At 62.0% G+C, this 22,346-nt stretch carries 22 protein-coding genes and 1 pseudogene; 14 read left to right on the forward strand and 9 right to left on the reverse strand.

The genetic code is table 11. The annotated features are described in order from the left end of the window. Positions 1 to 105: 105 nt before the first annotated feature. Positions 106 to 1,152, forward strand: coding sequence for an NAD(P)-dependent alcohol dehydrogenase (locus RHE_RS14120; RefSeq protein ID WP_011426005.1), 1,047 nt, complete (start codon positions 106 to 108; stop codon positions 1,150 to 1,152). Between the two features lie 218 nt (positions 1,153 to 1,370). Here the strand turns inward: RHE_RS14120 and RHE_RS14125 are convergent. The 4 genes and pseudogenes from RHE_RS14125 to RHE_RS14135 all read right to left on the reverse strand — a co-directional run bounded on the left by RHE_RS14125 (position 1,371) and on the right by RHE_RS14135 (position 6,441). Next, positions 1,371 to 3,337, reverse strand: a pseudogene (locus RHE_RS14125) (GTP-binding protein). Between the two features lie 368 nt (positions 3,338 to 3,705). After that, positions 3,706 to 4,971 carry an NAD(P)/FAD-dependent oxidoreductase gene (locus RHE_RS14130; protein ID WP_011426006.1) on the reverse strand — a complete coding sequence of 422 codons (1,266 nt, stop codon included), beginning with the start codon at positions 4,969 to 4,971 and terminating at the stop codon, positions 3,706 to 3,708. Between the two features lie 239 nt (positions 4,972 to 5,210). Then, positions 5,211 to 5,738 (reverse strand): BA14K family protein, encoded by a 528-nt coding sequence (locus RHE_RS31740; RefSeq protein ID WP_011426007.1) that lies wholly within the window; start codon positions 5,736 to 5,738, stop codon positions 5,211 to 5,213. Between the two features lie 238 nt (positions 5,739 to 5,976). Then, entirely contained in the window at positions 5,977 to 6,441 is a 465-nt protein-coding gene (locus RHE_RS14135; protein WP_011426008.1) for an Lrp/AsnC family transcriptional regulator, read from the reverse strand. A 154-nt stretch (positions 6,442 to 6,595) separates the two neighbouring features. Here RHE_RS14135 and RHE_RS14140 point away from each other — a divergent pair, with 154 nt between their 5' ends. The 4 genes from RHE_RS14140 to RHE_RS14155 all read left to right on the forward strand — a co-directional run bounded on the left by RHE_RS14140 (position 6,596) and on the right by RHE_RS14155 (position 10,476). Continuing rightward, positions 6,596 to 7,315, forward strand: coding sequence for an aspartate/glutamate racemase family protein (locus tag RHE_RS14140; RefSeq protein WP_011426009.1), 720 nt, complete (start codon positions 6,596 to 6,598; stop codon positions 7,313 to 7,315). A 237-nt stretch (positions 7,316 to 7,552) separates the two neighbouring features. Beyond that, positions 7,553 to 8,470 carry a bifunctional helix-turn-helix transcriptional regulator/GNAT family N-acetyltransferase gene (locus tag RHE_RS14145; protein WP_011426010.1) on the forward strand — a complete coding sequence of 306 codons (918 nt, stop codon included), beginning with the start codon at positions 7,553 to 7,555 and terminating at the stop codon, positions 8,468 to 8,470. Positions 8,471 to 8,530: 60 nt separating this feature from the next. Beyond that, the gene (locus RHE_RS14150) at positions 8,531 to 9,154 is read left to right on the forward strand and encodes a TetR/AcrR family transcriptional regulator (protein ID WP_011426011.1); all 624 of its coding nucleotides are present in this window, start codon (positions 8,531 to 8,533) and stop codon (positions 9,152 to 9,154) included. Positions 9,155 to 9,261: 107 nt separating this feature from the next. Continuing rightward, positions 9,262 to 10,476, forward strand: coding sequence for an MFS transporter (locus RHE_RS14155; protein WP_011426012.1), 1,215 nt, complete (start codon positions 9,262 to 9,264; stop codon positions 10,474 to 10,476). Here RHE_RS14155 and RHE_RS14160 read toward each other — a convergent pair. Next, a complete protein-coding gene (locus tag RHE_RS14160) occupies positions 10,473 to 10,889 on the reverse strand; it encodes a winged helix-turn-helix transcriptional regulator (protein WP_011426013.1) in 417 nt (138 codons plus the stop codon). The genes RHE_RS14155 and RHE_RS14160 overlap by 4 nt on opposite strands. A 122-nt stretch (positions 10,890 to 11,011) precedes the next feature. Between RHE_RS14160 and RHE_RS14165 the strand changes: the two genes are divergently transcribed. After that, complete coding sequence (locus tag RHE_RS14165; protein WP_011426014.1) at positions 11,012 to 11,920, forward strand: SDR family oxidoreductase; 909 nt, start codon at positions 11,012 to 11,014, stop codon at positions 11,918 to 11,920. A 233-nt stretch (positions 11,921 to 12,153) separates the two neighbouring features. Here the strand turns inward: RHE_RS14165 and RHE_RS14170 are convergent, their stop codons facing one another. Next, entirely contained in the window at positions 12,154 to 12,906 is a 753-nt protein-coding gene (locus RHE_RS14170; protein ID WP_011426015.1) for a pyridoxine 5'-phosphate synthase, read from the reverse strand. A gap of 431 nt (positions 12,907 to 13,337) precedes the next feature. Here RHE_RS14170 and RHE_RS14175 point away from each other — a divergent pair, with 431 nt between their 5' ends. Continuing rightward, the gene (locus RHE_RS14175) at positions 13,338 to 14,030 is read left to right on the forward strand and encodes a MerR family transcriptional regulator (RefSeq protein WP_011426016.1); all 693 of its coding nucleotides are present in this window, start codon (positions 13,338 to 13,340) and stop codon (positions 14,028 to 14,030) included. Between the two features lie 71 nt (positions 14,031 to 14,101). On the opposite strand, the gene RHE_RS14180 is transcribed toward RHE_RS14175, so the two are convergent. Then, positions 14,102 to 15,229 carry an ATP-dependent DNA helicase gene (locus RHE_RS14180; protein ID WP_011426017.1) on the reverse strand — a complete coding sequence of 376 codons (1,128 nt, stop codon included), beginning with the start codon at positions 15,227 to 15,229 and terminating at the stop codon, positions 14,102 to 14,104. An 83-nt stretch (positions 15,230 to 15,312) separates the two neighbouring features. Then, positions 15,313 to 16,239 (reverse strand): LysR family transcriptional regulator, encoded by a 927-nt coding sequence (locus tag RHE_RS14185; protein ID WP_042118741.1) that lies wholly within the window; start codon positions 16,237 to 16,239, stop codon positions 15,313 to 15,315. 131 nt (positions 16,240 to 16,370) lie between these two features. Here RHE_RS14185 and RHE_RS14190 point away from each other — a divergent pair, with 131 nt between their 5' ends. The 4 genes from RHE_RS14190 (at position 16,371) to RHE_RS14205 (ending at position 19,733) form a co-directional block, all read left to right on the forward strand. After that, positions 16,371 to 16,850 carry a carboxymuconolactone decarboxylase family protein gene (locus RHE_RS14190; protein WP_011426019.1) on the forward strand — a complete coding sequence of 160 codons (480 nt, stop codon included), beginning with the start codon at positions 16,371 to 16,373 and terminating at the stop codon, positions 16,848 to 16,850. A gap of 69 nt (positions 16,851 to 16,919) precedes the next feature. Beyond that, on the forward strand, positions 16,920 to 17,675 hold the full coding sequence (locus tag RHE_RS14195) for an SDR family oxidoreductase (protein ID WP_011426020.1): 756 nt from the start codon (positions 16,920 to 16,922) through the stop codon (positions 17,673 to 17,675). A gap of 66 nt (positions 17,676 to 17,741) precedes the next feature. Then, complete coding sequence (locus RHE_RS14200; RefSeq protein ID WP_011426021.1) at positions 17,742 to 18,158, forward strand: cupin domain-containing protein; 417 nt, start codon at positions 17,742 to 17,744, stop codon at positions 18,156 to 18,158. Between the two features lie 93 nt (positions 18,159 to 18,251). Beyond that, the gene (locus tag RHE_RS14205; protein ID WP_011426022.1) at positions 18,252 to 19,733 is read left to right on the forward strand and encodes a cyclic nucleotide-binding domain-containing protein; all 1,482 of its coding nucleotides are present in this window, start codon (positions 18,252 to 18,254) and stop codon (positions 19,731 to 19,733) included. On the opposite strand, the gene RHE_RS14210 is transcribed toward RHE_RS14205, so the two are convergent. Then, positions 19,734 to 20,222, reverse strand: coding sequence for an RrF2 family transcriptional regulator (locus RHE_RS14210; RefSeq protein ID WP_011426023.1), 489 nt, complete (start codon positions 20,220 to 20,222; stop codon positions 19,734 to 19,736). It abuts the gene before it with no gap. Between the two features lie 432 nt (positions 20,223 to 20,654). On the opposite strand from RHE_RS14210, the gene RHE_RS14215 reads away from it, so the two are divergent. From RHE_RS14215 to RHE_RS14225, 3 genes are read left to right on the forward strand one after another with little or no spacing between them, the layout of a single operon-like run. Continuing rightward, on the forward strand, positions 20,655 to 21,035 hold the full coding sequence (locus tag RHE_RS14215; protein ID WP_011426024.1) for a COG4315 family predicted lipoprotein: 381 nt from the start codon (positions 20,655 to 20,657) through the stop codon (positions 21,033 to 21,035). A gap of 16 nt (positions 21,036 to 21,051) precedes the next feature. Further along, positions 21,052 to 21,567: an RNA polymerase sigma factor gene (locus tag RHE_RS14220; RefSeq protein WP_042119275.1), complete on the forward strand. Its 516-nt coding sequence runs from the start codon at positions 21,052 to 21,054 to the stop codon at positions 21,565 to 21,567. Further along, positions 21,564 to 22,346, forward strand: coding sequence for an anti-sigma factor family protein (locus RHE_RS14225; RefSeq protein ID WP_011426026.1), 783 nt, complete (start codon positions 21,564 to 21,566; stop codon positions 22,344 to 22,346). Before RHE_RS14220 ends, RHE_RS14225 begins: the two co-directional genes overlap by 4 nt.

The raw sequence follows: 22,346 nt of genomic DNA on the forward strand, positions 1-22,346 counted from the left end.
GATCATGCAAAAAGCTGAGAGGATCGCTCTAACCCTCTCCCGCCGTTCCAAGCAATAGTCCCCCATCCCGCTCAACCCCTCCCATAAACGAAAAGGAAGGTTCCCATGCCTATTGCAAGAGGCTACGCCGCAACCGACGCTTCCAAGCCGCTGACCCCTTTCACCTTCGAACGCCGCAACCCGAACCCCGATGACGTGGTCATCGAAATCAAGTTTGCCGGCATCTGCCATTCGGACATCCACACCGTCCGCAACGAGTGGAAGAACGCCGTCTATCCGATCGTGCCCGGCCATGAGATCGCCGGCATCGTCTCGGCCGTCGGCTCCTCCGTCACCAAGTTCAAGGTCGGCGACCGCGTCGGCGTCGGCTGCTTCGTCGATTCCTGCATCGGCTGCGCCGAGCGTGACCTCGACCGCGAACAATACATGCCGGGTCTCAGCGGCACCTACAATGACTTCGAAGCCGACGGCAAGACACGCACCCAGGGCGGCTATTCCGACTCGATCGTCGTCAAGGAGGGCTATGTTATGTCCATTCCTGACAATCTGCCGCTCGATGCCTCCGCGCCGCTGCTCTGTGCCGGCATTACGCTCTATTCGCCGCTGCGTCACTGGAATGCCGGCCCCGGCAAGAAGGTCGCGATCGTCGGCATGGGCGGCCTCGGCCACATGGGCGTCAAGCTGGGCTCGGCCATGGGCGCCGATATCACCGTTCTCTCCCAGAGCCTTTCCAAGAAGGAAGACGGTCTGAAGCTCGGCGCCAGGGAATATTACGCCACCAACGACCCGGAAACCTTCACCAAGCTCGCCGGCACGTTCGACCTGATCATCTGCACCGTCAGCGCCGAGATCGATTGGAACGCCTATCTCGGCCTCCTGAAGGTGGACGGCTCCTTCGTGGTCGTCGGCGCGCCGGAAAATCCGATCCCGGTGCATGCCTTCTCGATCATCCCAGGCCGCAAGAGCATCTCCGGATCGATGATCGGCTCGATCAAGGAAACCCAGGAAATGCTGGATTTCTGCGGCAAGCACAACATCGTCTCCGAGATCGAGAAAATCAACATCGACCAGGTCAACGAAGCCTATGAACGCGTCCTGAAGAGCGACGTCCGCTACCGCTTCGTCATCGACATCGCCTCGCTGGCGGCCTGAGGATAATGGAAGGCGGTTCGAGAGGGCCGCCTTTTTTAAGCGGCAAACTCCACCGCCGTCATGCTGAGGTGCGCGCAGCCCGTAGGGCGGAGCCTCGAAGCATCGCCCGCAAACGCCGCTTCCATCCACCAAGTCGGAGCGCCCGCCCCGTGCTTCGAGGCTCCGGCCTTTCTGCCTACCCACCTCAGCATGAGCTCTCTTGAGCTCCGATGCAAAGCTCAGCCGTTTAGCGATACCCCTAAGCTATCCCGGCGCAAACGCAGCAGATATTCCGCACTGTTGAATGGATTAGGCCCCGAACGCCGGCGCAGGCGCGGGGGCCCCGCCATCGGCACATAGTGATCGAAAGCGGTTTCCATGGTCCCCGCCCCGCTCGTCAGCCCCGGCAATTGCTGCTGGACGCTCCGCACCATCTGAGACGCCATGGTGCCTTCGAGCCGGGCGACGCCATCGGCGATCACCGAATCCGTCGTCATCGCGGCTGATCTCGCAAGCAAGGTCAGCACGCCGCTTAGATTTTCCGCCGGCGCCTCGAGATGAAAGCGGTCAACCGGCTCGCAGAGCACGGTCTGCGCGGCCGACAGCGCCGTGGCCAGCACCCAGGGTGTCAACTGCCGGAAATCGGCGGCGGTGCTTGCCGGCGAACTATGCCGGACCGCCGTCATCGCCACATGGCAATCGATGACCTGCCAGCCGAAAATTCCCTGGTTCAGCGTCTCGAACACGGCTTCCTCGACCGCCCGGTAAAAGGCGACCGGCATCTGGCCGACCTCCACTTCCAGTGCGAAGCTGTTGCCCGCCCCAGGAGGGCGGGGTTCGACGCGCAGCCCGACGGTCGCGAGAAACGGATTGGGTTCCTTGAAGAGGATCTGCAGGCCGGTCCCAATTCCCACAGGCCTCTCCGCGAGGATGACCGTGCTTTCCTCGAAGCTGGCATCGAGACTGAAATCCGTCAGCAGCGTCGATTGGATCACCTCCTTCTGCACCTCGCCATAAAGCGAGACGAACACCTCGTCCGTCTCCTCGTTGCGACGCAGACTGATCAACGGGTCCTGTTCGGCCATCTGGCTCAGCACTAGCCAGAGCGCCGCCTTGTCGGACGGGCGACGGGCAAGCACGCGGGTTTCGAGTGCCGGCGGCGCAAAGTGAGCCTGCCCGCTGGAAAACCGATCGGAGCCCACTGCGTCGCCGATCCGCGCTCCGGCCAGGCCGCTGACGCGTGCGATCTGCCCGGCGCGGAGGCTCTCGGCGCCATGGATCCGGCCATCCTCGAACACCTGGATCGCGGTCACCCGTCCCGGGCCTTTCGGCAGATCCAGATATTGCCGGAGCCGTACCGTGCCTGAGGTCAGGGAGAGATAGCACAGCTTTTCCCCGCCCAGCCGCGCTCGATCTTGAAGATCTTGCCCGCGACCGGACCATCCGCATCGGGTCGTCGCGCCGGTAAGATCGTCGTAAAGGCCGATGCCAGGTCTGATATGCCGACACCGGTCATCGCAGCACCCGCAAAGACGGGATGCACGAGGCCGCGCGCCACCTGATCGGCCAGAGAGCGCCCAAGCCTTTCCTCTGTCAGTCGTTCGGGAGCGAGCACATAGTCATCAAGTATCGCCTCGTCATTTTCCCCGAGCGCCTCGCAAAGCGCCGAAAAAAGCGGCTCGTCTCTCAGAGCGAGCGCCTCGACCCGGGCAAGCTTGCTGCCTGCATCGATAATCGTGGACATGGCGATCGGCCGGACCGAGAGTTGAGCGGCAAGCGCCTCCAGCACCTCCTGATAGCGTGCACCGAGACGGTCGACCTTATTGATGAAGAAGACGAAGGGAACGCCGAGCCGCCGCAGCGCCCGCATCAGCACACGGGTCTGCGCCTGCACACCCTCGACCGCGGAGACCACGACGACTGCGGCATCCAGCAATCCCAGCACCCGCTCGACCTCGGCGATGAAATCCGGGTGGCCGGGCGTGTCGATCAGATTGATGGTCCTGTCGCCGATCTTAAACGACACCACCGCAGCCCGGATCGTGATGCCGCGCTGCTGCTCGAGTTCGAGATTGTCCGTGTGTGTATCGCCGGTATCGACGCTACCGAGCCTGTCGATGACGCCGGCGTTGAAAAGCAGTCTTTCGGTAAGGCTAGTCTTGCCTGCATCCACATGGGCGAGGATGCCCAGATTCAAAGTGCCCATGAACCACCAACTTCTCAGAAATTCGGATGTGATTTTCGTGAGAAGTGACTCGGCGCATTGGAACCTCTGTCCGTTGTTGCGGCTGGATGCGTGACCTCCGGTGGTAGGAGACGCGGGTTGGATGCTAAGGGCGCGTGAGGAGATGTGTCAAGCTTGAACGCGCCCTGCTTCAAGGCTTCAGCGGGCGACGTGTGCGCCTCGGGACACGACGATCAGCCGTCATGGTGAGGGTGAGGAGCGGAGCAATCGATCCTGTGAATCGATTGCAGCAACGCAGGGCCGTCTGCTGGGTGAAGCGACGGCGGCCTCGTCCTTCGACGCCCCTTCGGGGCACCTCAGGATTGAGGCCGGAGAGGCAACGCAGCAGACTACCCCTCCTCCCGCATCGTCTCCCGCTGCGTGATCAGCCGGGCGCTGTGCTGGCCGCTCAGATAAATCCACAGCCAACTCCAGGCGACGGAGAAGCGTGAGCGGGTGCCGATCAGGAAGTAGATATGGGCAATGCCCCAGATCCACCAGGCGATCCAGCCTTTCAGCTTGATCTGGCCGAAATCGATGATTGCCGCACTCTTGCCGATCGTCGCCAGACTGCCCTGGTGCCGGTATTTGAAGGGCGCCGGCGCCGGCTTGCCCGAAAGACGCGCGCGGATGACCTTGGCGACATAAGCGCCCTGCTGCTTGGCGGCGGGTGCGATACCCGGCACCGGCTTGCCATTGTCGCGCATCACGGAGGCGGTGTCGCCGATAACGAAGACATCCGGCAGGCCGGGCGCGCTCAGGTCCTTTTCGACGACGACGCGCCCTGCCCGGTCGGCCGGCACGTTTAGCCAGCGGGCGGCCGGCGAGGCGGTGACGCCGGCGGCCCAGACGATCGTCCGGCTCGGGATGAAGGTCTCGCCGATCTGTACGCCGTCGGCGGCGCACTCCGTCACCGGCTTGCCGAGGAGGACCTCGACCCCGAGTTTCTCCAGCGCCTTTTGGGCATAGGCCGAAAGCTCCTCGGCGAAGGTCGGCAGCACCCGCGGGCCAGCCTCGACCAGCACGACGCGGGTCTTGCGCGTATCGATGTTGCGGAATTCGTCCGGCAGCGTGAAATGCGCGAGCTCGGCGATGATGCCGGCAAGCTCGACCCCGGTCGGCCCGGCGCCGACGATGGTGAAGGTCAGCAGCGCGTCGCGTATGGCCGGATCAGCCTCCATCTCTGCCTTCTCAAAGGCGAGCAGCACCCGCCGGCGGATCGTCGTCGCATCCTCCAGCGTCTTCAGGCCGGGCGCCACCGGCTCCCATTCGTCATGGCCGAAATAGGCATGAGTCGCGCCGGTCGCCAGCACCAGTGTGTCGTATCCAAGAGTCATGCCGTTGCGTAGGGATACCGTCTTCGCGCCGCTGTCGACATCGGTGACCTCGCCGAGCAGCACCGTCACATCAGGCCGGTCGGCATAGAGACGGCGGATCGGCCAGGCGATTTCCGATGTGGAGAGAATGGTCGTCGCCACCTGATAAAGCAGCGGCTGAAAGAGATGATGGTTGCGCCGGTCAACGAGCGCAATCTTCACGCCTGCGCCCTTTAACCCGTTGACGAGCTGCAGCCCGCCGAAACCGCCGCCGACAACGACGACGCGATGATCGCTCATGCCCTGCCCCTTCTGCGCCATTTTCGCTGAAAGCCAATGTGGGCCTCGGCGCAAAGGTTGCAACTGCTGTTTTGGAATGCCTCCCCTGCACCGATCGCAGTCAACAGAGCTTGTCGCGCAAAACTGCGCCGGCAGCCAGACTGGGCCTCTGCCGATGTTCGATACAAACAGGCCGTCCGAGCGGATCATCACATTGGTCGGCCTGGAACCAGTTCACGGCGCCGATGCGCAAGTGCGGATCAATAGGGACTGATGCACTGGCGACGGGGTCCATAATAGGGCTGGAAGGTATTGTCGAAAGCCCTATACGAACGATAACGCGCGTAGCACCAGCTCACATGAGTGCCGCCCCGCCCGTAATAGACGGTCGATGCATAGTTCCGATAGGGCGGGGCATAATACCGGCCATAGTGGCGGTAGGGCGGGCCATAGTACCGGTAAGGCGAGCCGTAATAGCGGTAAGGCGAGCCGTAATAGCGGTAGGGCGGGTCGTAATAGCCGTAAGGCGACCCGTAATAGCGGTAGGGCGAGCCGTAATAGGGCTGTGACAATGCGCTGCCAATGATGGTGCCGACGGCTAGACCCCCTAAGGCCCAGCCCCAGTTATCTCGTCGATGATGTCCGCCTCGGCCACGCCATCGTACTTGCTCTATCTGCTGCTGCTGTGTCTCGATCTTGGGTGGGTTCATAGCCGGAAACGCCTGAGCGGGCGTGATGCCAGGGGCACCTATGATCAAGCATAACGCGGCGACGGTCAGGGTTCTCATGACTGTTCTCCTCTATCCTCCAACTGGAGGAATATCCTCCCCTCCTCCTGAACCAAAGGTGAACGCATTATGTCGAAAAACGTTCCATACCGGGACAAATGAATCGCTATGGCCGCCGCTGGAGATTATCGGCTCCGCGTGCAATCGTGTCGGACGCCCGGACCAGAGAAATTTTCCCCGACATGAAAAAGCTACAAATATCTCCGGCGTTCATACTGCCAACCTCGGCACAGACTTTTCATCGGACGTAACCCACGGGTATCGTCATTCCATGCTTCAACTCTTCCATCGAGATCGAAGCCGAGACGTCGAAGAGTTCCAGCTTGCGCACGATTTGCTTGTAGATCACGTCGTAGTGTTCGACGCGCGGCAGCACGATCTTCAGGATGTAATCGTGGTTGCCGGTCAACCGGTGCGCCTCGACGATCTCGGGGATGCCACCGATGATCCGGCGGAAGTTTTCCGTCCACTCATCGGAATGGTGCGCCGTCTTGACCAGCGCAAAGACCGTCGTCGGCACGCCCATCCTTTCGCGGTCGAGCACGACGATGCGCCGGGCGATATGGCCGCTTTCCTCGAGCCGCTGAATGCGCCGTGAGCAGGCCGAGACGGAAAGCGCCACGCGCTCGGCAAGATCGGTCACGGAGATGCCAGCATCCCTTTGCAGCGTGTCGAGAATCCGTCTGTCGCGATCGTCAAGCATTGTGTGAGGCGTACCTTGCGCGTTTCATTTGCGCGATTTTATGAAATCGCGCAAAGAAATACCACATAGTTCGGCATTGGAACAAACAACGCAAACATTGCGCGCCCACATTGCGTCATCATCTTCGAAACTCGAAGCATGGGAGCGTAAAGAGATGGAAACGATTGGCCTGATCGGTGGCATGAGTTTCGAAAGTTCGGCGGTCTATTATCGCCTGATCAACGAGATGGTGCGCGCCCGCAAGGGCGGCCTCGCCTCAGCCGAGCTCATCTTGCACTCGGTCAATTTCGAAGAGATCGTCGCTCTTCAGAAGGCCGGCGACTGGGCTGACGCCGCCCGCCGCCTCGGCGATGTGGCCGAACGCCTTCAGGCTGGCGGCGCCGGCTGCGTCCTCATCTGCACCAACACCATGCACCTGATCGCCGAGCAGGTCGCGGCAAGGATTTCCGTGCCACTGATCCACATCATCGACGAGACGGCGAAATCGCTGCATGCCGCCGGCCGCAAGCGCCCGCTGCTGCTCGCCACCCGCTACACGATGGAGCACGGCTTCTACGCCGAACGTATGAAAGGCCTCGGCCTCGACATCATCGTGCCCGACGCTGCCGATCGCACCACCGTGCACGACATCATCTTCAACGAGCTTTGCGCCGGCAGGGTGCGCGACAGCTCGCGAGAAAAGCTGATCGACATCATCGACCGCGCCGCGGAGCGCGGCGCCGACAGCATCATCCTCGGCTGCACCGAGATCTGCCTCATCCTCGACCCCGACCGCCTGCCGCTGCCCGGCTTCGACGCGACGGCAATTCATGCCCGGGCTGCGGTCGAATTCGCCCTTGGCGCAGAGGAAGAAGTGGAAGAGCACGCTGCTTGATGCAGGCTGCAATTTAGTTGACTCAGTCAATTAAATGCATGACAAGGTCTTCATGCGGAGACTTTTGTCAGTTTGTTGACACAGTCGGCCAACCTTCTTTCGTCATGCTCGGGCTTGTCCCGAGCATCTGCTTCCAGCCGATATGGCAGCAGATCCTCGGCACGAGGCCGAGGATGATGGCGAGCGAGGACCAGGCCTCGTCAGCAATCTTGCGGAGATCTCCACCTGGAGATCACCATGTCTGACATCGTCCTCATCGAAACTGCCCGCGACTTCAACCGCTTCTACACGAACTTCCTCGGCCTCCTGAACAAGGCCTATCTCGACTCGCCGTATACGCTGACGGATGCACGTATCCTCTTCGAAATCGGCTCGCATGCGGGCGTCAGTGCCACCGCACTCGCTCGCGATCTGCATCTCGACCCGGCCTATCTCAGCCGCATCCTCAAGCGTTTCCGCGCCGAAGGACTGATCGAGACTAGCCCCGACCCGGCCGATCTGCGCAGCCAGATCATCAATGTCACCGACCAGGGACGAGAAGAGTTCGAGGAACTCGGACGACGCGCCAACGCGCAGATCGCCACCCGTTTCGACACGCTCGCAGCCGGCGAGCCGCAGGCAGTCGTCTCGGCGATGAATACGATCCGCGCTTTGCTTGACCCGGCGGCGAAGCGCGCGCCGGCGATCATCCGCGCCCATCGCGCTGGCGATATGGGCTGGATCGTCGAGAGCCAGAGCCGCTTCTACACTGAGGAATATGGCTGGGACCTGCGCTTCGAGGCTCTGGTCGCCGAAGTCGCCGGAAAGTTCCTCGCCAATTTCGATCCTGAGAAGGAATATTGCTGGATCGCCGAGCGCGGCGGCGTCAATGTCGGCTCGATCCTCGTCACCAATAGCGGCGACGGCATTGCCAAACTGCGCCTGCTCTATGTCGACAAATCAGCCCGCGGCCTCGGGCTTGGCAAACTGTTGGTCGACGAATGCATCCGCTTTGCCAGACAGAAGGGCTATCGCCAGCTTTCGCTCTGGACCAACGATATGCTGGAGACGGCCCGTGGCATCTACATCAAGGCTGGCTTCCGCCTTGTCTCCGAGGAGAGACATAAAATGTTCGGCCCCGAGGCGAATGGTCAAACCTGGATACTCGATCTCTGAATTTGCTGCATCGCGAAGATTTCGCTTGATTTGGAAACGGTCATTCCCTAATTACGGACCATGACCGCTACCGACCTCACATCAGATCAAAAAACCCGTAGCCGTGGCCGTCCGCGCGAATTCGATATGGACGCAGCGCTCGATGCGGCCCTGCTGGTCTTTTCCGAGCGTGGATACCACGCCACCTCGATCAGCGAGCTGACCGAGGCGATGGGCCTTGCCTCGGGCAGCATCTACAAGGCGTTCAAGGACAAGCGCGGCATCTTCGTTGCCGCCTTTGCCCGCTATCGCAAGCTCGGCCGGCGGCGCCTGGAAGCAATGATCGCGTCAGCGGAAACAGGCCGCGAAAAGGTCTTTCAGATGGTGATGTATTATACGGAGCTCTCGCATGGCGAGGCCGGCCGCAAAGGCTGTCTCGTCGTCGGCGGCGCCAATGACTTCGCCCTGCTCGACGATGAAACGGCCGCCCATGTCGTCACTGCTTTTGCCGCCGACGAGAAGCTGATGGCCGATCTCATCCGCATCGGCCAGGCCGACCACACCATCCCGAAGACGGTGGACCCTGATGCCGCCGCCCTCGCCTTTCTCTGCCTGACCAAGGGCTTGCGCGTCATCGGCAAAACAGGACGCAGCAGGCAGGAGATGTTTGCCGCAGCCGAAGCGGCGATGAAGCTCGTGACCTGAACGGGTACGCCCAACGATCGAAATAGCGGCATCCGGTCAAGGATCGGGTGGCTGCAGCCAGCATTCTTGCATTCAATTCTCACAATCTTTGAATACCGGAGTTTCTGATGAGCATTTCAGCCACCACGCCGGATAAGGCCATGTCACGAGCGCTGTCCCCTTGGCTCACCTTCCTTTTCGCCGCCGCCTGCGGGCTGGTGGCCGCCAATCTCTATTACGGCCAGCCGCTCGCCGGCCCGATCAGCGCCGATCTCGGCTTCTCCCCTGCCGCAACCGGCCTGATCGTCACGCTGACGCAGATCGGTTATGGCCTCGGCCTGCTTCTGATCGTGCCGCTCGGCGACCTGACGGAAAACCGCCGGCTGGTGCTGCTGCTGATCGCCGTCTCCGCCGTGGCGCTGATTGGCGCCGCAGTATCGACGACACCCGCGATGTTCCTCACCGCCTCACTCTCTATCGGCCTCGCCTCCGTCGCCGTTCAGGTGCTCGTGCCCTTTGCTGCCAACATGGCGCCGGATGCGACGCGCGGCCAGGTCGTCGGCAATGTCATGAGTGGCCTGCTCTGCGGTATCATGCTGGCGCGGCCCTTCGCGAGCTTCGTCGCCGAGGCCTCCTCCTGGCACATGGTCTATTACGTCACGGCAGCGCTGATGCTCGTGCTCGCCATCGTACTCCGCGCCAACCTGCCGGTTCGCGTGCCGAAAACGAAGCTCGGCTATGGCGAACTGCTGGGGTCTATGGCGCATCTGGCGCTGACCTCGCGCGTGCTGCAGCGCCGCGCCCTTTACCAGGCCGGCATGTTCGGCGCCTTCAGCCTGTTCTGGACGACGACGCCGCTGCTGCTCGCAAGCCCGGCATTCGGCCTGACGCAGAACGGCATCGCCCTCTTCGCCCTTGCGGGTGCGGCCGGCGCCGTCGCCTCGCCGATCGCCGGCCGGCTCGCCGATCGGGGCATGACGAAAATCGCCTCGACCATCGCCATGCTGCTCGGCATGGCCTCCTTCCTGATCAGCCATTTCGCCGCCGACGGCTCGCTCACCGCCCTGATCTTGCTGACGGGGGCCGCGATCATGCTCGATTTCGGCGTGACCACCAATCTTGTCTGCGGCCAGCGCGCCATCTATGGGCTGAACCCGGAACATCGCAGCCGACTGAACGGCCTCTTCATGGCCACCTTCTTTACCGGCGGTGCGATCGGCTCGGCACTCGGCGGCTGGGCCTATGCGACCGGCGGCTGGACGATGACCGCCTGGATCGGCTTCGCCTTTCCGGCACTCGCCTTCATGCTGTTCCTGACGGAAGGGCGTGGCAACGAAGCCTAACCATCGGCGGAATCAAAACGGGAGCGGGCGGCGCGCACCGCGTCATGGTTCGCTTCCGCCCAGTTCAAAAGCTGCGACAGCGGCTGGTAGAGCGAACGGCCGAGCTCGGTCATCGAATATTCGACGCTCGGCGGCTTGGTCGGGAAGACCTCGCGGGCAATATAACCATCCCTCTGCAGATCACGCAGCGTCTGCGTCAGCATGCGCTGCGAAATATCCGGAAGCATCCGCCTGAGCTCGCCGAAGCGGCGGGGCTCGGCCGCCAGCACCTCCAGCAGCAGCGTCGACCACTTGCCGCCGATCTGCTGCATCATGTCCCTGACCGGGCAGTTGGAAAAATCGAGACCGGCGAGATCGATCTCGCGCCGCATACCCGACACCCTGTTCTTCAGACTGATGACCTTGCCGCTCATCCGCTGGTTCCCTTTTGGTAACGTACAGCCGAAAAACTGCCTCCTTTACACCGCGAAGTCAATTCCTATTCTAGTGTTAGTCTCTTTTTGAGACCACCATCAAACGCAGAAGGAAATGACGTATGAGCGAAACCATCCTGGTCACCGGCGCCGCCGGACAGCTCGGCCAGCGTGTCATCCACCATCTCATCGAGACCTATAAGGTCGCCCCCGCCAGGATTGTCGCGGCGACGCGTAGCCCGGAAAAGCTCGCTGAGCTGGCAAACAAGGGCGTCGTCACCCGCAAGGCTGATTTCGATGATGCGGCCAGCCTGGAGAAGGCCTTCGCCGGCGTCGACCGGCTGCTGATCATCAGCACCGACGCGCTCGATACTCCCGGCAAGCGCCTCACCCAGCACAAGGCCGCCGTCGCTGCTGCCGTCAAGGCAGGCGTCAAGCACATCGCCTATACCTCGATGCCAGCCCCGGACGATTCGCTCGTCATCTTCGCGCCCGATCACCTCGGCAGCGAAAACGCTGTCAAGACAAGCGGCATCGCCTACACGATCATCCGCAACGCCTGGTACCACGACAATTACTTGCATGGGATGCCGCACAACCTGCAGGGCGGCAAATGGTACAGCGCCACGGGCGACGGCAAGATCTCGACCATTGCGCGCGACGACTGCGCCCTGGCGATCGCAGCCGCCCTCGCCTCCGGCACTTCCGAAAGCGCCACCTATACGCTGACTGGCACTGAACTGCTGACCAACCGGCAGGTCGCCGCCACCGTCTCCGAGGCCGCCGGCAAGCCGCTCGACGTGGTCGACGTCAATGACGAACAGCTCGGCCAGGGCATCCGCGGCGCCGGCCTCCCCGGCTTCATCGCCGACATGCTGGTCTCCGCCGACGCGAACATCCGCGCCGGCAAATTCGAAGTCGTGACCGAAGACTTCACCAAGCTGACGGGTAAACAGCCGCAGCCGCTGAAGGATTTCTTCGTGGCGCATAAGGCTGCATTGACGGCCGCTGGCAGCGCTGGGGGCCATTGAGCACTTCGCTTATCCCTGCGCTTGCCGCAGGGATAAGGCTTTGAATGAGAAATCTCATTGCCGCAAATGAGTCACTCGCGGGGCAGACGCGCCGTGGCTGGATTCCTGTGACAAGCACAGGAATCCAGTGCGCCCAAGTCCTTGGGCGCGGCAGACTCAATATGCACCGTGCGTCTCACCGCCAGAACGTCGTCACTCGATCCCCCGCGAGGCGCTAAGGGCAACGACCTTCCTCAAACCTTCTGCCCACAAGCCCTGCAAAACCGCCGCACCGTTTCCGCCATGCCATATTCCAGCGCATCGGCGGTCAGCCCATGGCCGATAGAAACTTCGGCAAGATCGGGAATGCGCTTCACCAGATCAGGCAGGTTTGCGACGGTCAGATCATGCCCGGCATTGACGTCAAGACCGATCGCCAGCGCCGCGTCTGCAGTCTTTCCCAGCGCTTCGAGGATGGGAGCCGCCCGCTCGGGCGCGTCGTAACAGCCGCCGTAGGGGCCGGTATAGAGTTCAATCCGGTCGGCGCCGACCACCTTGGCGATCTTGACCGCTTCCGCATCGCCGTCGCCGTCGGCAAAAAGCGAGACCCGGCATCCCATCTTCTTCAGCCGCGCGACGACATCGGTGAGGAACGCCTGGTGTTTGCGGAAGTCCCAGCCGTGATCGGAGGTCGCCTGCGACGGATCGTCGGGCACCAGCGTCACCTGCTCGGGTGCAGCGCCGGCGCAGAGTTCGAGGAATTCCTCTGTGGGATAACCTTCAATGTTGAACTCGGCCTTCGGGAATTCGTCGTCGATCAGGTTGCGGATGACGGGTAAGTCGGAAAATCTTATATGGCGCTGGTCGGGGCGCGGATGCACCGTCAAGCCGCTGGCGCCTGATGCAAGGGCTATGCGCCCGAGGGTTTCGACGCTCGGCCAGGGCAGATCGCGCCGGTTGCGCAGCATGGCGATGGCGTTGAGGTTCACGGAGAGCTTGGCTGGCATGGCGGATTATCCATTGGTCTCGGAAATGGGAGGCCACGCTTTTAAGCCAAGTGCCCGGCGATGGCCAACGAGATTCGCAAATGAGTGCAACGCCGATCATTGATGAATCGGCATTACAACAGGGAGGAATGTACCAGGAATAGCAGTTCCCCCGGCTGCGAAGATGCGGCGGGCGCAGCGCGTGTTTTGCTTGAACCTTCGCGCAAAGCCTGCAAAGCGCCCCGTCGCGTTGCTATCCTATTTAAAAGAGATTATTTTTAGCACTTATAAAAAAGATCGTTCACGCATAACGTGGACATTGTGTCGCGTAAACGTAAGCCGCGTACTGCTTCTTTCTCCATGTAAGATGCTCAGAGGAAACCCCACTCGCCGCGACCGGGAAGCAACTGGCAAATCCGCATGAGGTGCAACAAGATGCCCTAGGAGGGTTCATGCCAGACGGTTCCAAACGCCTGTTTGCTGCCGCCGGTATCGCTTCGGAGGCCCGGTCAAAATACCGGTTCCTGCCTTCGGCCGCGCTGCCGCCGGATCTACCGGAAGGTCCGGTGCCTATCGCCGATATGGCCAACGCATTCGGCGTTACGCACAGGACACTGCATTTCTACGAAGAAAAGGGATTGATCTCGGCCAATCGCATCGGCCTGATGCGGGTCTATGGCCAGGACGACGTGATGCGCATGGCTGTCATCACCGTCTGCCGCGAGACGGGCATGCCGATCGCGGTTATCCAGGAATTGATGGACGAGCTTCGCAAAGCCGATTCGCAGGAATCGGCCGAGGCGATGTTTCGCGAGGCCTTGCAGGTCCGCAAGCGCGAGCTGACGGCCGAAATGTCGACGCTGCACCGCCAGCTCCAGCAGGTCGGCGACCTCCTGGATTTCGACGACGGCATCGAGACGCAGCCGCTCAATGACAATCAGGACAGTTCAAGCCTGACTGTGCAGGAACTGCGTTGCCTGGAATTGATGGCAGAGGGCTATTCCACCCAGCGCATCGCTCGGGCGCTCGACCTGAAGCATGACGAAACCAGGGATCTCGAAGCTGGAATCATCCTGAAATTCCGCGCCAACAACCGTTTTCAGGCGATCGCCAAGGCCGTCCTGCTCGGCATCGTGCAGGCTTGACGCACGGACAACGCCCAGATCGTCGCCACCGCCCCTTCCCAATCTTGATCGGAATCGCGACGCGATCGGGATCAGCGCACGATCGTCAGCGTCTCCGCCGCGCGTGTGATCGCGGTGTAGAGCCAGCGTTCCCGCGTGTCGCGAAAGGCCCAGCTCTCGTCGAAGAGCACGACGTCGTTCCATTGCGAGCCCTGCGCCTTGTGGACGGTCAGGGCATAACCATAGTCGAACTCGTCGTAACGCTTGCGGGTGTTCCAGGGGATCTCACCGTCAACATCCTCGAAGGCCTGCTTGAGCAGCTTGATCTTCGCCGCCCCGCGATCCATGTCGTCATCCTCCGGGCGGACGAGGAGATTGATGCCGGGCTTCGTCGTTTCCTTGGACGAGGTCATCACCTGCCACAGCGAGCCGTTGAGCAGGCCCTTGGCCGGATCGTTCCGAAGACAGACGAGCTTGTCGCCGGTCTGCGGATAATCGGCGCTGAAACCCTTCAATTCGCGCAGGCGCTGATTATAGCGCCGCCGCGTCCTGTTGGTGCCGACGAGCACCTGGTCGGCACCCAGCACCAGCTGCTGCGTCACCTCGCTCTTCGGAATAACCTTCGCCGTTCCGTAATCGCCATACATCACCTCGTTGCCCTCGCGCACCTGCATGGCGAGCTTGATGATCGGATTGTCGCGCGCCTGGCGGTGAATATCGGTGAGGAGGTAATCCGGTTCCTGATTGGTGAAGTAACCGCCGCCGCTAACCGGCGGCAGCTGGCCGGGATCGCCAAGCACCAGGATGGGCGTTCCGAAGCTCATCAGATCCTTGCCGAGGGCCTCGTCCACCATCGAGCATTCGTCGACGATGATCAGCGCGGCTTTGGCGACCGGGCTCTGCCGGTTGATCGAAAACATCGGCGCAATCGAGGTCTTGCCGGTCTCTTCGTCCTCCACCGCTTCCTCGCCGCGCGGGCGATAGATCAACGAATGGATGGTCTTGGCGTTGGAGGCGCCGCGCGAGCGCAGCACCTGGGCGGCTTTGCCGGTAAAGGCGGCAAACAGCACGTCGCCGTCGACATTCTCGGCAAAATGCCGGGCAAGCGTTGTCTTGCCCGTTCCGGCATAGCCGAACAGGCGAAAGAGCGGCGAGCGCCCTTCGTTCAGCCATTTCGAAACAGCCTTCAGGGCTTCGTCTTGTTGCGGCGCAAATTGCATGATCAGACGACTTGGCAGGATTCGCCGCTTTTAGGCAAGGCGGAAACTTATACTGAGTGGCCGTTGGCGGCAGATCCTTGCACTCACCTGTCCCAGCCCCGGTCCACGCCGCCTGCGCACATCGACGGGTCCTGCCCCATCGCATCGATCAGAAAATCCAGAACCGTCTTGACGCGCAGCGGCATGTTGCGTCGCGAGGGATAGACGACGGTGACCGGCAGCCGGCTCGGCTGAAAATCCTTCATCACCGGGATCAGCCGGCCGACGGCGATATCGGGTTTGGCGATGATGTGGGAGAGCACCGCAAGGCCAGCCCCGGCAAGGGCTGCCCTGTGGATGGCGACGGCGTTGCAGGCGGTAAGCCGCGGCGAGATCCTGACCGAAATGTCCTCCGAACCGTTCGAAAAGGACCAGGTATTGGCCTCGCCCGCCCTGTTGTAACAGAGACATTCATGATCTTTGATGTCCTTCGGTACGCGCGGAGGAGCCCTTCGCTCGAGGTAAGCGGGAGACGCGACGAGGAAGGCTGTCGTCCAGCCGATCCGCCGGCAGACGAGGCTGCTGTCGGCGACCGGGCCAATGCGCACTTCGAGGTCCAGTCGTTCCTCGATCATATCAGAGCCCTCCTCTCTGAAGAGCAGCTCGACTGAGAGTTTCGGATGGCCGGCGAGAAGATCGCCGAGCCGCTCGCTGAGATAGAGGCCGAGCGGCGCGGGAACGCTGAGCCTGACCTTGCCGGAAGCCATGGCGCCCTCGCAACCGGCGGCATCGCCGAGCTCCTCCACCGCTTCGAGGATCCGGAGCGCCATCGGCAGCATCCGCTCTCCCTCCGCCGTCAGCGACAGGCCGCTCGTCGTGCGATGCAGAAGTCGGGTGTTGAAGTGGCCTTCGAGGGCTGCAACCTGGCGTGAGACCGCTGGCTGCGTCACGTCGAGATCGTGCGCCGCCGCCGAGAAGGACCCCGTCTCTACCACGCGCTGGAAGGTCCGTAATGCCGAAACGATATCCATGACAGCGCCCTCATACTTTTGCGCATAGGCTTTATGCCGCCAGACTAAGCGAGAATGGCTTTACAGTCCAGTAATTAAGGATATCTTTTATCCATAAGGATATTAATTGTCCTTAATTAGAGGAGAATGACATGCCCCAGCGATTGAGCTACGCCCAGCAGTCCCCCGAGCTTTTCAAGAAATTCATGGAATTCAGCATGGCGCTGAAGAGCAGCGTCATCGACGAAAAGCTGCAGGCGCTCGTCGAGATCCGCGCCTCGCAGATCAACGGATGCGGCTTTTGCCTCGACATGCATGTGAAGCAGGCAAAGATCCATGGCGAGAGCGAACTCAGGCTGTATCACGTCGCCATCTGGCGGGAATCGAACTTGTTCATTCCCCGCGAGCGTGCGGCCCTCGCCTGGACCGAAGCGCTGACCAAGCTTCCCGAAGGCGGCGTTCCCGACGAGATCTACGAGCGGGTTCGGGGCCAGCTTTCCGAAAAGGAAATCTCCGACCTGACCTTCGTCGTCATGGCTATCAATGCCTGGAACCGCGTCAATGTCGGCTTCAAGACCATGCCCGGCACCGCCGACAAGGCATACGGCCTCGACAAGGCTGGCCTGAACTAACCCTCACAATTTATTGAGAAGATCCAACTTTGACGCTGCCGCACCCCCGGGAGCGAACGGAGACCTATTATGAAAATCATTGTCATCGGCGGAACCGGCCTCATCGGTTCGAAAACGGTCGAACGCCTGCGCAAGCGCGGCCATGAGGTGATTGCCGCCTCGCCGAACTCAGGCGTGAACACGATCACCGGAGAAGGGCTGGCGGAGGCGCTTGCGGGCGCCCAGGTCGTGCTCGACCTTGCCAATTCACCTTCCTTCGAGGACAAGGCGGTGCTCGAATTCTTCGAGACCTCGGGACGCAATCTTCTCGCCGCCGAAAAGGCAGCCGGCGTCAAGCACCATATCGCGCTTTCGGTCGTCGGCACCGAGCGCCTGCAGGAAAGCGGCTATTTCCGCGGGAAGCTCGCCCAGGAAAAGCTGATCAGGGCCTCCGGTATTCCCTACACCATCGTACATTCGACCCAGTTCATGGAATTCCTGAATGGCATCGCTCAATCCGGCACGGTCGGCCTGACGGTCCGCCTGTCGCCAGCCTATGTGCAGCCGATCGCCTCCGATGACGTCGCCGACGCCATGGCCGACGTGGCGCTCTCCGCCCCGGCCAACAAGACGATCGAGATATCGGGTCCCGAACGCGCTCGCCTCAGCGACCTCGTCGCCCGCTATCTAAAGGCGATGAATGACCCGCGCACCGTCGAGGCCGACGCCGAGGCGCGATATTTCGGCGCAAGGCTGAACGATCAGTCGCTCGTCTCCGACGACAATCCGCGGCTCGGTTCGATCACCTTCGAAGAGTGGTTTGCCAAATCAGCCGAGTCGAAGTGATTGGTTTGCCTCAGGACGCGGCCACTCGGGCGCGTCCTCTCCACCCCAGCAACAAAGGAGATTGCCATGATCAGAGCATCAATCATCGCCGCCGCGCTCGCCTTTCTGGCAGCCACCGGAGCTTCCGCCCGAGACAGCAGCAAGTCTGCCAAGGTGACGCTCGTCTATGAGCACGAGCTGCCGAACGTACCCGGCAAGAGCATCAAGGGCGTGCTGGTCGAATACGGTCCCGGGGGCTTCTCTGAAGGCCATACCCACCCGGACTCGGCCTTCATCTACGCCACCGTGCTCGAAGGATCGATCCGCAGCCAGGTCAATGAAGGCCCGATCAAGGTCTATCAGGCCGGAGAGAGCTTCTCGGAAATGCCGGGTGACCGCCATGGCGTCAGCGCGAACGGCAGCAAGACCAAGCCCGCCCGCCTGCTCGCCGTCTTCGTCGTCGACACCAAGCAGAAAGAGCTGACCTTCCCGCTGCAGAACTGATGGTCGGTCCTTGATCGCCCGCGCACGTCGATGCTTGCGCGGGTGGCCGACATCCTAAATCATGTGCCGCCCGCACCTTCCGGAGACAGAGAGATGATCTACGACGCGCTGTTCGGCAAGCCGCTGATATCCCTCATCGTCGTCGGCTTTGCCGGCATCCTCGTCTGGTATTTCCTCTCCAGTCAGCGGCCGACGACGCGGCTGGTGGTGCAGATCCTCTTCTTCGCGGTGATGACGCTGATCCTCGTCGGCAGCGGCATCGAGCCCCATCGCTTTCTGGGATATCAGTCCGAAGACCCGCAGGCCTTGCTCGTTATCGTCGCCAAGTCGCTCTGGTGGATCCACCTGGCATGGGCCGTCATTGGTTTCATCAGGCTCTATCTGGTGCTGGAGGGAAGCCCGCGTGAGGCCCGCCTGCTCCAGGATCTCGTCATCGGCATCGTCTATATCGGCATAGCGCTCTCGATCCTCGCCTTCGTCTTCGGCGTGCCGATCGGAACCCTCGTCGCGACATCAGGCGTGGTCGCCATCATTCTGGGTTTGGCGCTGCAGAACACGCTCGCCGACGTCTTTTCCGGCATCGCGCTGACGCTCGGCCGGCCCTATGTTATCGGCGACTGGATACTCTTGAGCGACGGCACGGAAGGGCGCGTCGTCGAAAGCAACTGGCGCGCGACGCACATCCTGACCGGCGCCAATAATGTCGTCGTCCTGCCCAACAGCCTCCTGGCGAAACTCGGCCTGACCAATGTCAGCCGGCCGGACGAGACCCATCTGCTGATCCTCACCATCCGCATCGCTCCGACCCGGATGCCGGCATCGATCCGCCAGGTCATGCTCTCGGCGCTCACGAGCTGCAATTCGATCGTGCGCGAGCCGCCGCCGGTCGTTTCATTGAAGGGGTTGGACGCCACCGCGCTCGAAGTCGAGCTGCAGTTTCGGGTGACGAGCCCCAGTCAGCGCGTGACAGCGCGAAATGAGGTGCTCGATCTCGTCTATCGCCATTGCAAATCCGCCGGCTTGCTTTTGGCCGTTCCACCCGCAGCCCAGGTGCTGACCGCCGATCTGCCGACGGAAGAAAACGCCAAGCCGCCGACCGTCACGCCGCTTGCGCTGATCGAAGCCATTCCCGTCTTTGCAACACTGACATCAGATGAGAGGCAGAAGCTCGCCGAGACCACGACTGTCCGGCAGTTCCGCAAAGGCGATGTGATCGTGCGGGAGAGCGAGATGCTGCCCTCCCTTATAATGGTGCGCGCCGGCATCATCGTGGCCCGGCGCCAAGGCGAAGAGCGCGGGCGGTTTGCGCCGGGCGATTTCTTCGGCGAGACCGGCCTGCTCGCCGGTATGCAGGAAGTCTGCACCCTGGAGGCTCTGACCCCGGTGACGGTCTATGAAATCGACCAGAAGGCCTTCGCGCCGCTGCTCACCGAACGCCCCGCTTTGGCCGAAGAAATCGCCGAAGCCCTCGCCGGCCGCGCCGAACGCTTCCGCGACGGCGCCGCCCTGCCGCCGGAACAGGCCAGCAACGCGCACGCCATCCTGAAAACCATCAGAACCATCTTCAGGGCATGATCAGCCGGCGCGCTGGAGGACCCATTGGAACGTGCCTTGCCAGATGTCGGCCGGCACCTCCTCGGACAAGGTGCCGACGAGATCGGAGAGCCGGACGGCTCTCAGCGTATTTCGCCAAGCCTCGTCGGCTTCCCACATGACGCGCGCAACCGCGCAAGGCTTGCTGTCGCAATAGCCTGCCGGCCGGCACGGATTGTTCTCCCGGATATTCGTGCAGGTGAAGCTGCGCGCCTTTCCCTCCACCGCCTCGACAATATCAAGGAAGTTGATCTCGGACGGGGATCTCGCAAGCCTGTAGCCGCCGCTCGGGCCGAGCGTGGTATCGACGAGCGAAGCTTGTGAAAGGCTTTGCAGCGCCTTGGAGAGATATTCCTTCGGCAGACCATGAAGCTCGGCGAGCGCCTTGGTGGAGAGATACCTGCCCTCGGGCAGGCCCGCGAGAATGGCGCAGCAATGCAGCGCCCACTCGACCTGGCTTTTCAGGATCATTCGGCAACTCGTAATGGCTGGTTCTGCGAACCAAATTAAGGATATATGTTATCCGCAAATCGATTTGATGTAAATGACTGCGATGACAGCGAAGACATCCACCTTCGCCGAGCAGATCGTATCCCCGCTTGTATCGTGCTCTCACGCGGCCTCTCTCCAGCCTCATTCTGAGCTGCCCCGAGGGCTCGAGGACGGGCTGGCCGCCCGCGCTGGCCCCAGCAATATCTGCATCCGGCAAGTAATCGAGCCGGCCACCCGCCCTCGTGTTTCGAGACGGCCCCCGAGCCTCCTCACATGAGGGCTGATCGGTGCGCCTCACCGCAACCCGCCATTTTCCGGGAAAAACTTTCGCTCAGCCGGAATAAAATTGCCTCGTCGCGTGTCTCATCTGAGGTATCGCAGCATTGCGTGCCCAACCTGAGGAGAGACATCATGACATCCGTGAAATTCCTGTCCGTCGCGGCGGCAGCCGCCCTTGCCGCGACCGCTGCTTTCGCCGCCCCTCCCGTCAAGGAAGTCGAATCCGCCAAGGGCAAGGTGCTCGCCGGCGAAAACGGCATGACCCTCTACACCTTCAAAAAAGACGCCAAGGGCGTTTCCAACTGCAACGGCGATTGTGCCAAGAACTGGCCGCCGCTGATGGCCGCTTCCGATGCCAAGGCCGATGGTGCATATTCGATCATCGAGCGCAAGGATGGCAAGAAGCAATGGGCCAAGGACGGTATGCCGCTTTATTACTGGGTGAAGGACAAGAAGGCTGGCGACGTCACCGGCGACGGTGTCGGCGGCAATTGGGATGTCGCCAAACCTTGATGCCAAGAGAGCTGGCGTGAAGACACCCGCACCCGAAACGTTCGAGGGCCAGATCCTGGCCCTCCTGCCCTCGCTCAGGCGCTATTCGCGCAGCCTGACGCGCTCGGATGCCGACGGCGAGGACTTGCTCCAGGACTGTGTCGAGAAGGTCCTGACGCGCCGCGGCCAATGGCGCGGCCTCAATCTGCGCGGCTGGGTCCTGACCATCATGACCAATCTCTATCGCAACGGCCGGCGCGGCAAGGCGCGCGACGGCCTGGTCGAGCTCGACGCCGCACAAGACGTGGCCGCTCCCGAACCGCCGGCCGATCCGCTGGAGCGCGCCCGGCTCGACAATGCGCTGAACAGTCTCTCGGAAGAACACCGCGCCGTGCTGATGCTCGTTGTCATCGAGGGATACAGCTACAGCGAGGTCGCCGCCGCGCTCGAGATTCCGATCGGCACCGTCATGTCCCGGCTGTCGCGCGCCCGCCAGCGCATCGCCGAGCGGCTGAAGGCCGATAACGTCATTACGCTTCGGAGACCGAAATGAACGAGACCAACCCGATCGTCACCGAAGCCGATCTCCACGCCTATGCCGACGGCCAGCTGGCGGAAACGGCCCGCGCCCGCGTCGAGGCCTTCCTTGCTGACAATCCCGACGAAGCGGCGTTGGTCGCCGAATGGCAGGCGCAGAATACCGGCATCAAGACGCTGTTTGCAGGCTATGAAAAGGCGAAGGACACCGATCCCCAGCTCGTCACCCCGCCACGCGCGCCCTCCTCCGCGCCGAAGCGCTGGATGGCCGCCGGCGCGGCCCTGCTCGTCTTCGCGCTCGGCGCGGTCAGCGGCCATTATGGCCCCGCGCTCCTTCCAAAGCCGGACCTGCAGCTTGCAGGCTCCGAGACCCTGCCGAAACAGGCGGAGACCGCCTTCACCGTCTATGCCGCAGAGGTGCGCCACCCCGTCGAGGTCTTCGCCGACGAGGAGGCGCATCTCGCCACTTGGCTCGGAAAGCGGCTGGCAGTCGAGAATTTGAAGATCCCTGACCTGCAATCGCTCGGCTTCAAGCTGGTCGGCGGCCGCCTGCTGCCGGTCGACGGCAGGCCGGGCGCCATGTTCATGTACGAGAACCAGGCCGGCGAACGCCTGACGGTCATTGTTGGCCGCAACAGGGAAAACCGCACGACGAGCTTCCGCTTCGCCTCGTCGGGCAATCTCGAAACCTTCTACTGGGTCGACGGCGAACTCGGTTACGCCGTCACCGGCGAAGTCTCGCGTGAGACCCTACGTGGGGTGGCCGAGGAATGCTATCGGCAGTTTCCTTCTTGA

This window comes from Rhizobium etli CFN 42, assembly GCF_000092045.1.
GTDB classification, from domain to species: domain Bacteria; phylum Pseudomonadota; class Alphaproteobacteria; order Rhizobiales; family Rhizobiaceae; genus Rhizobium; species Rhizobium etli.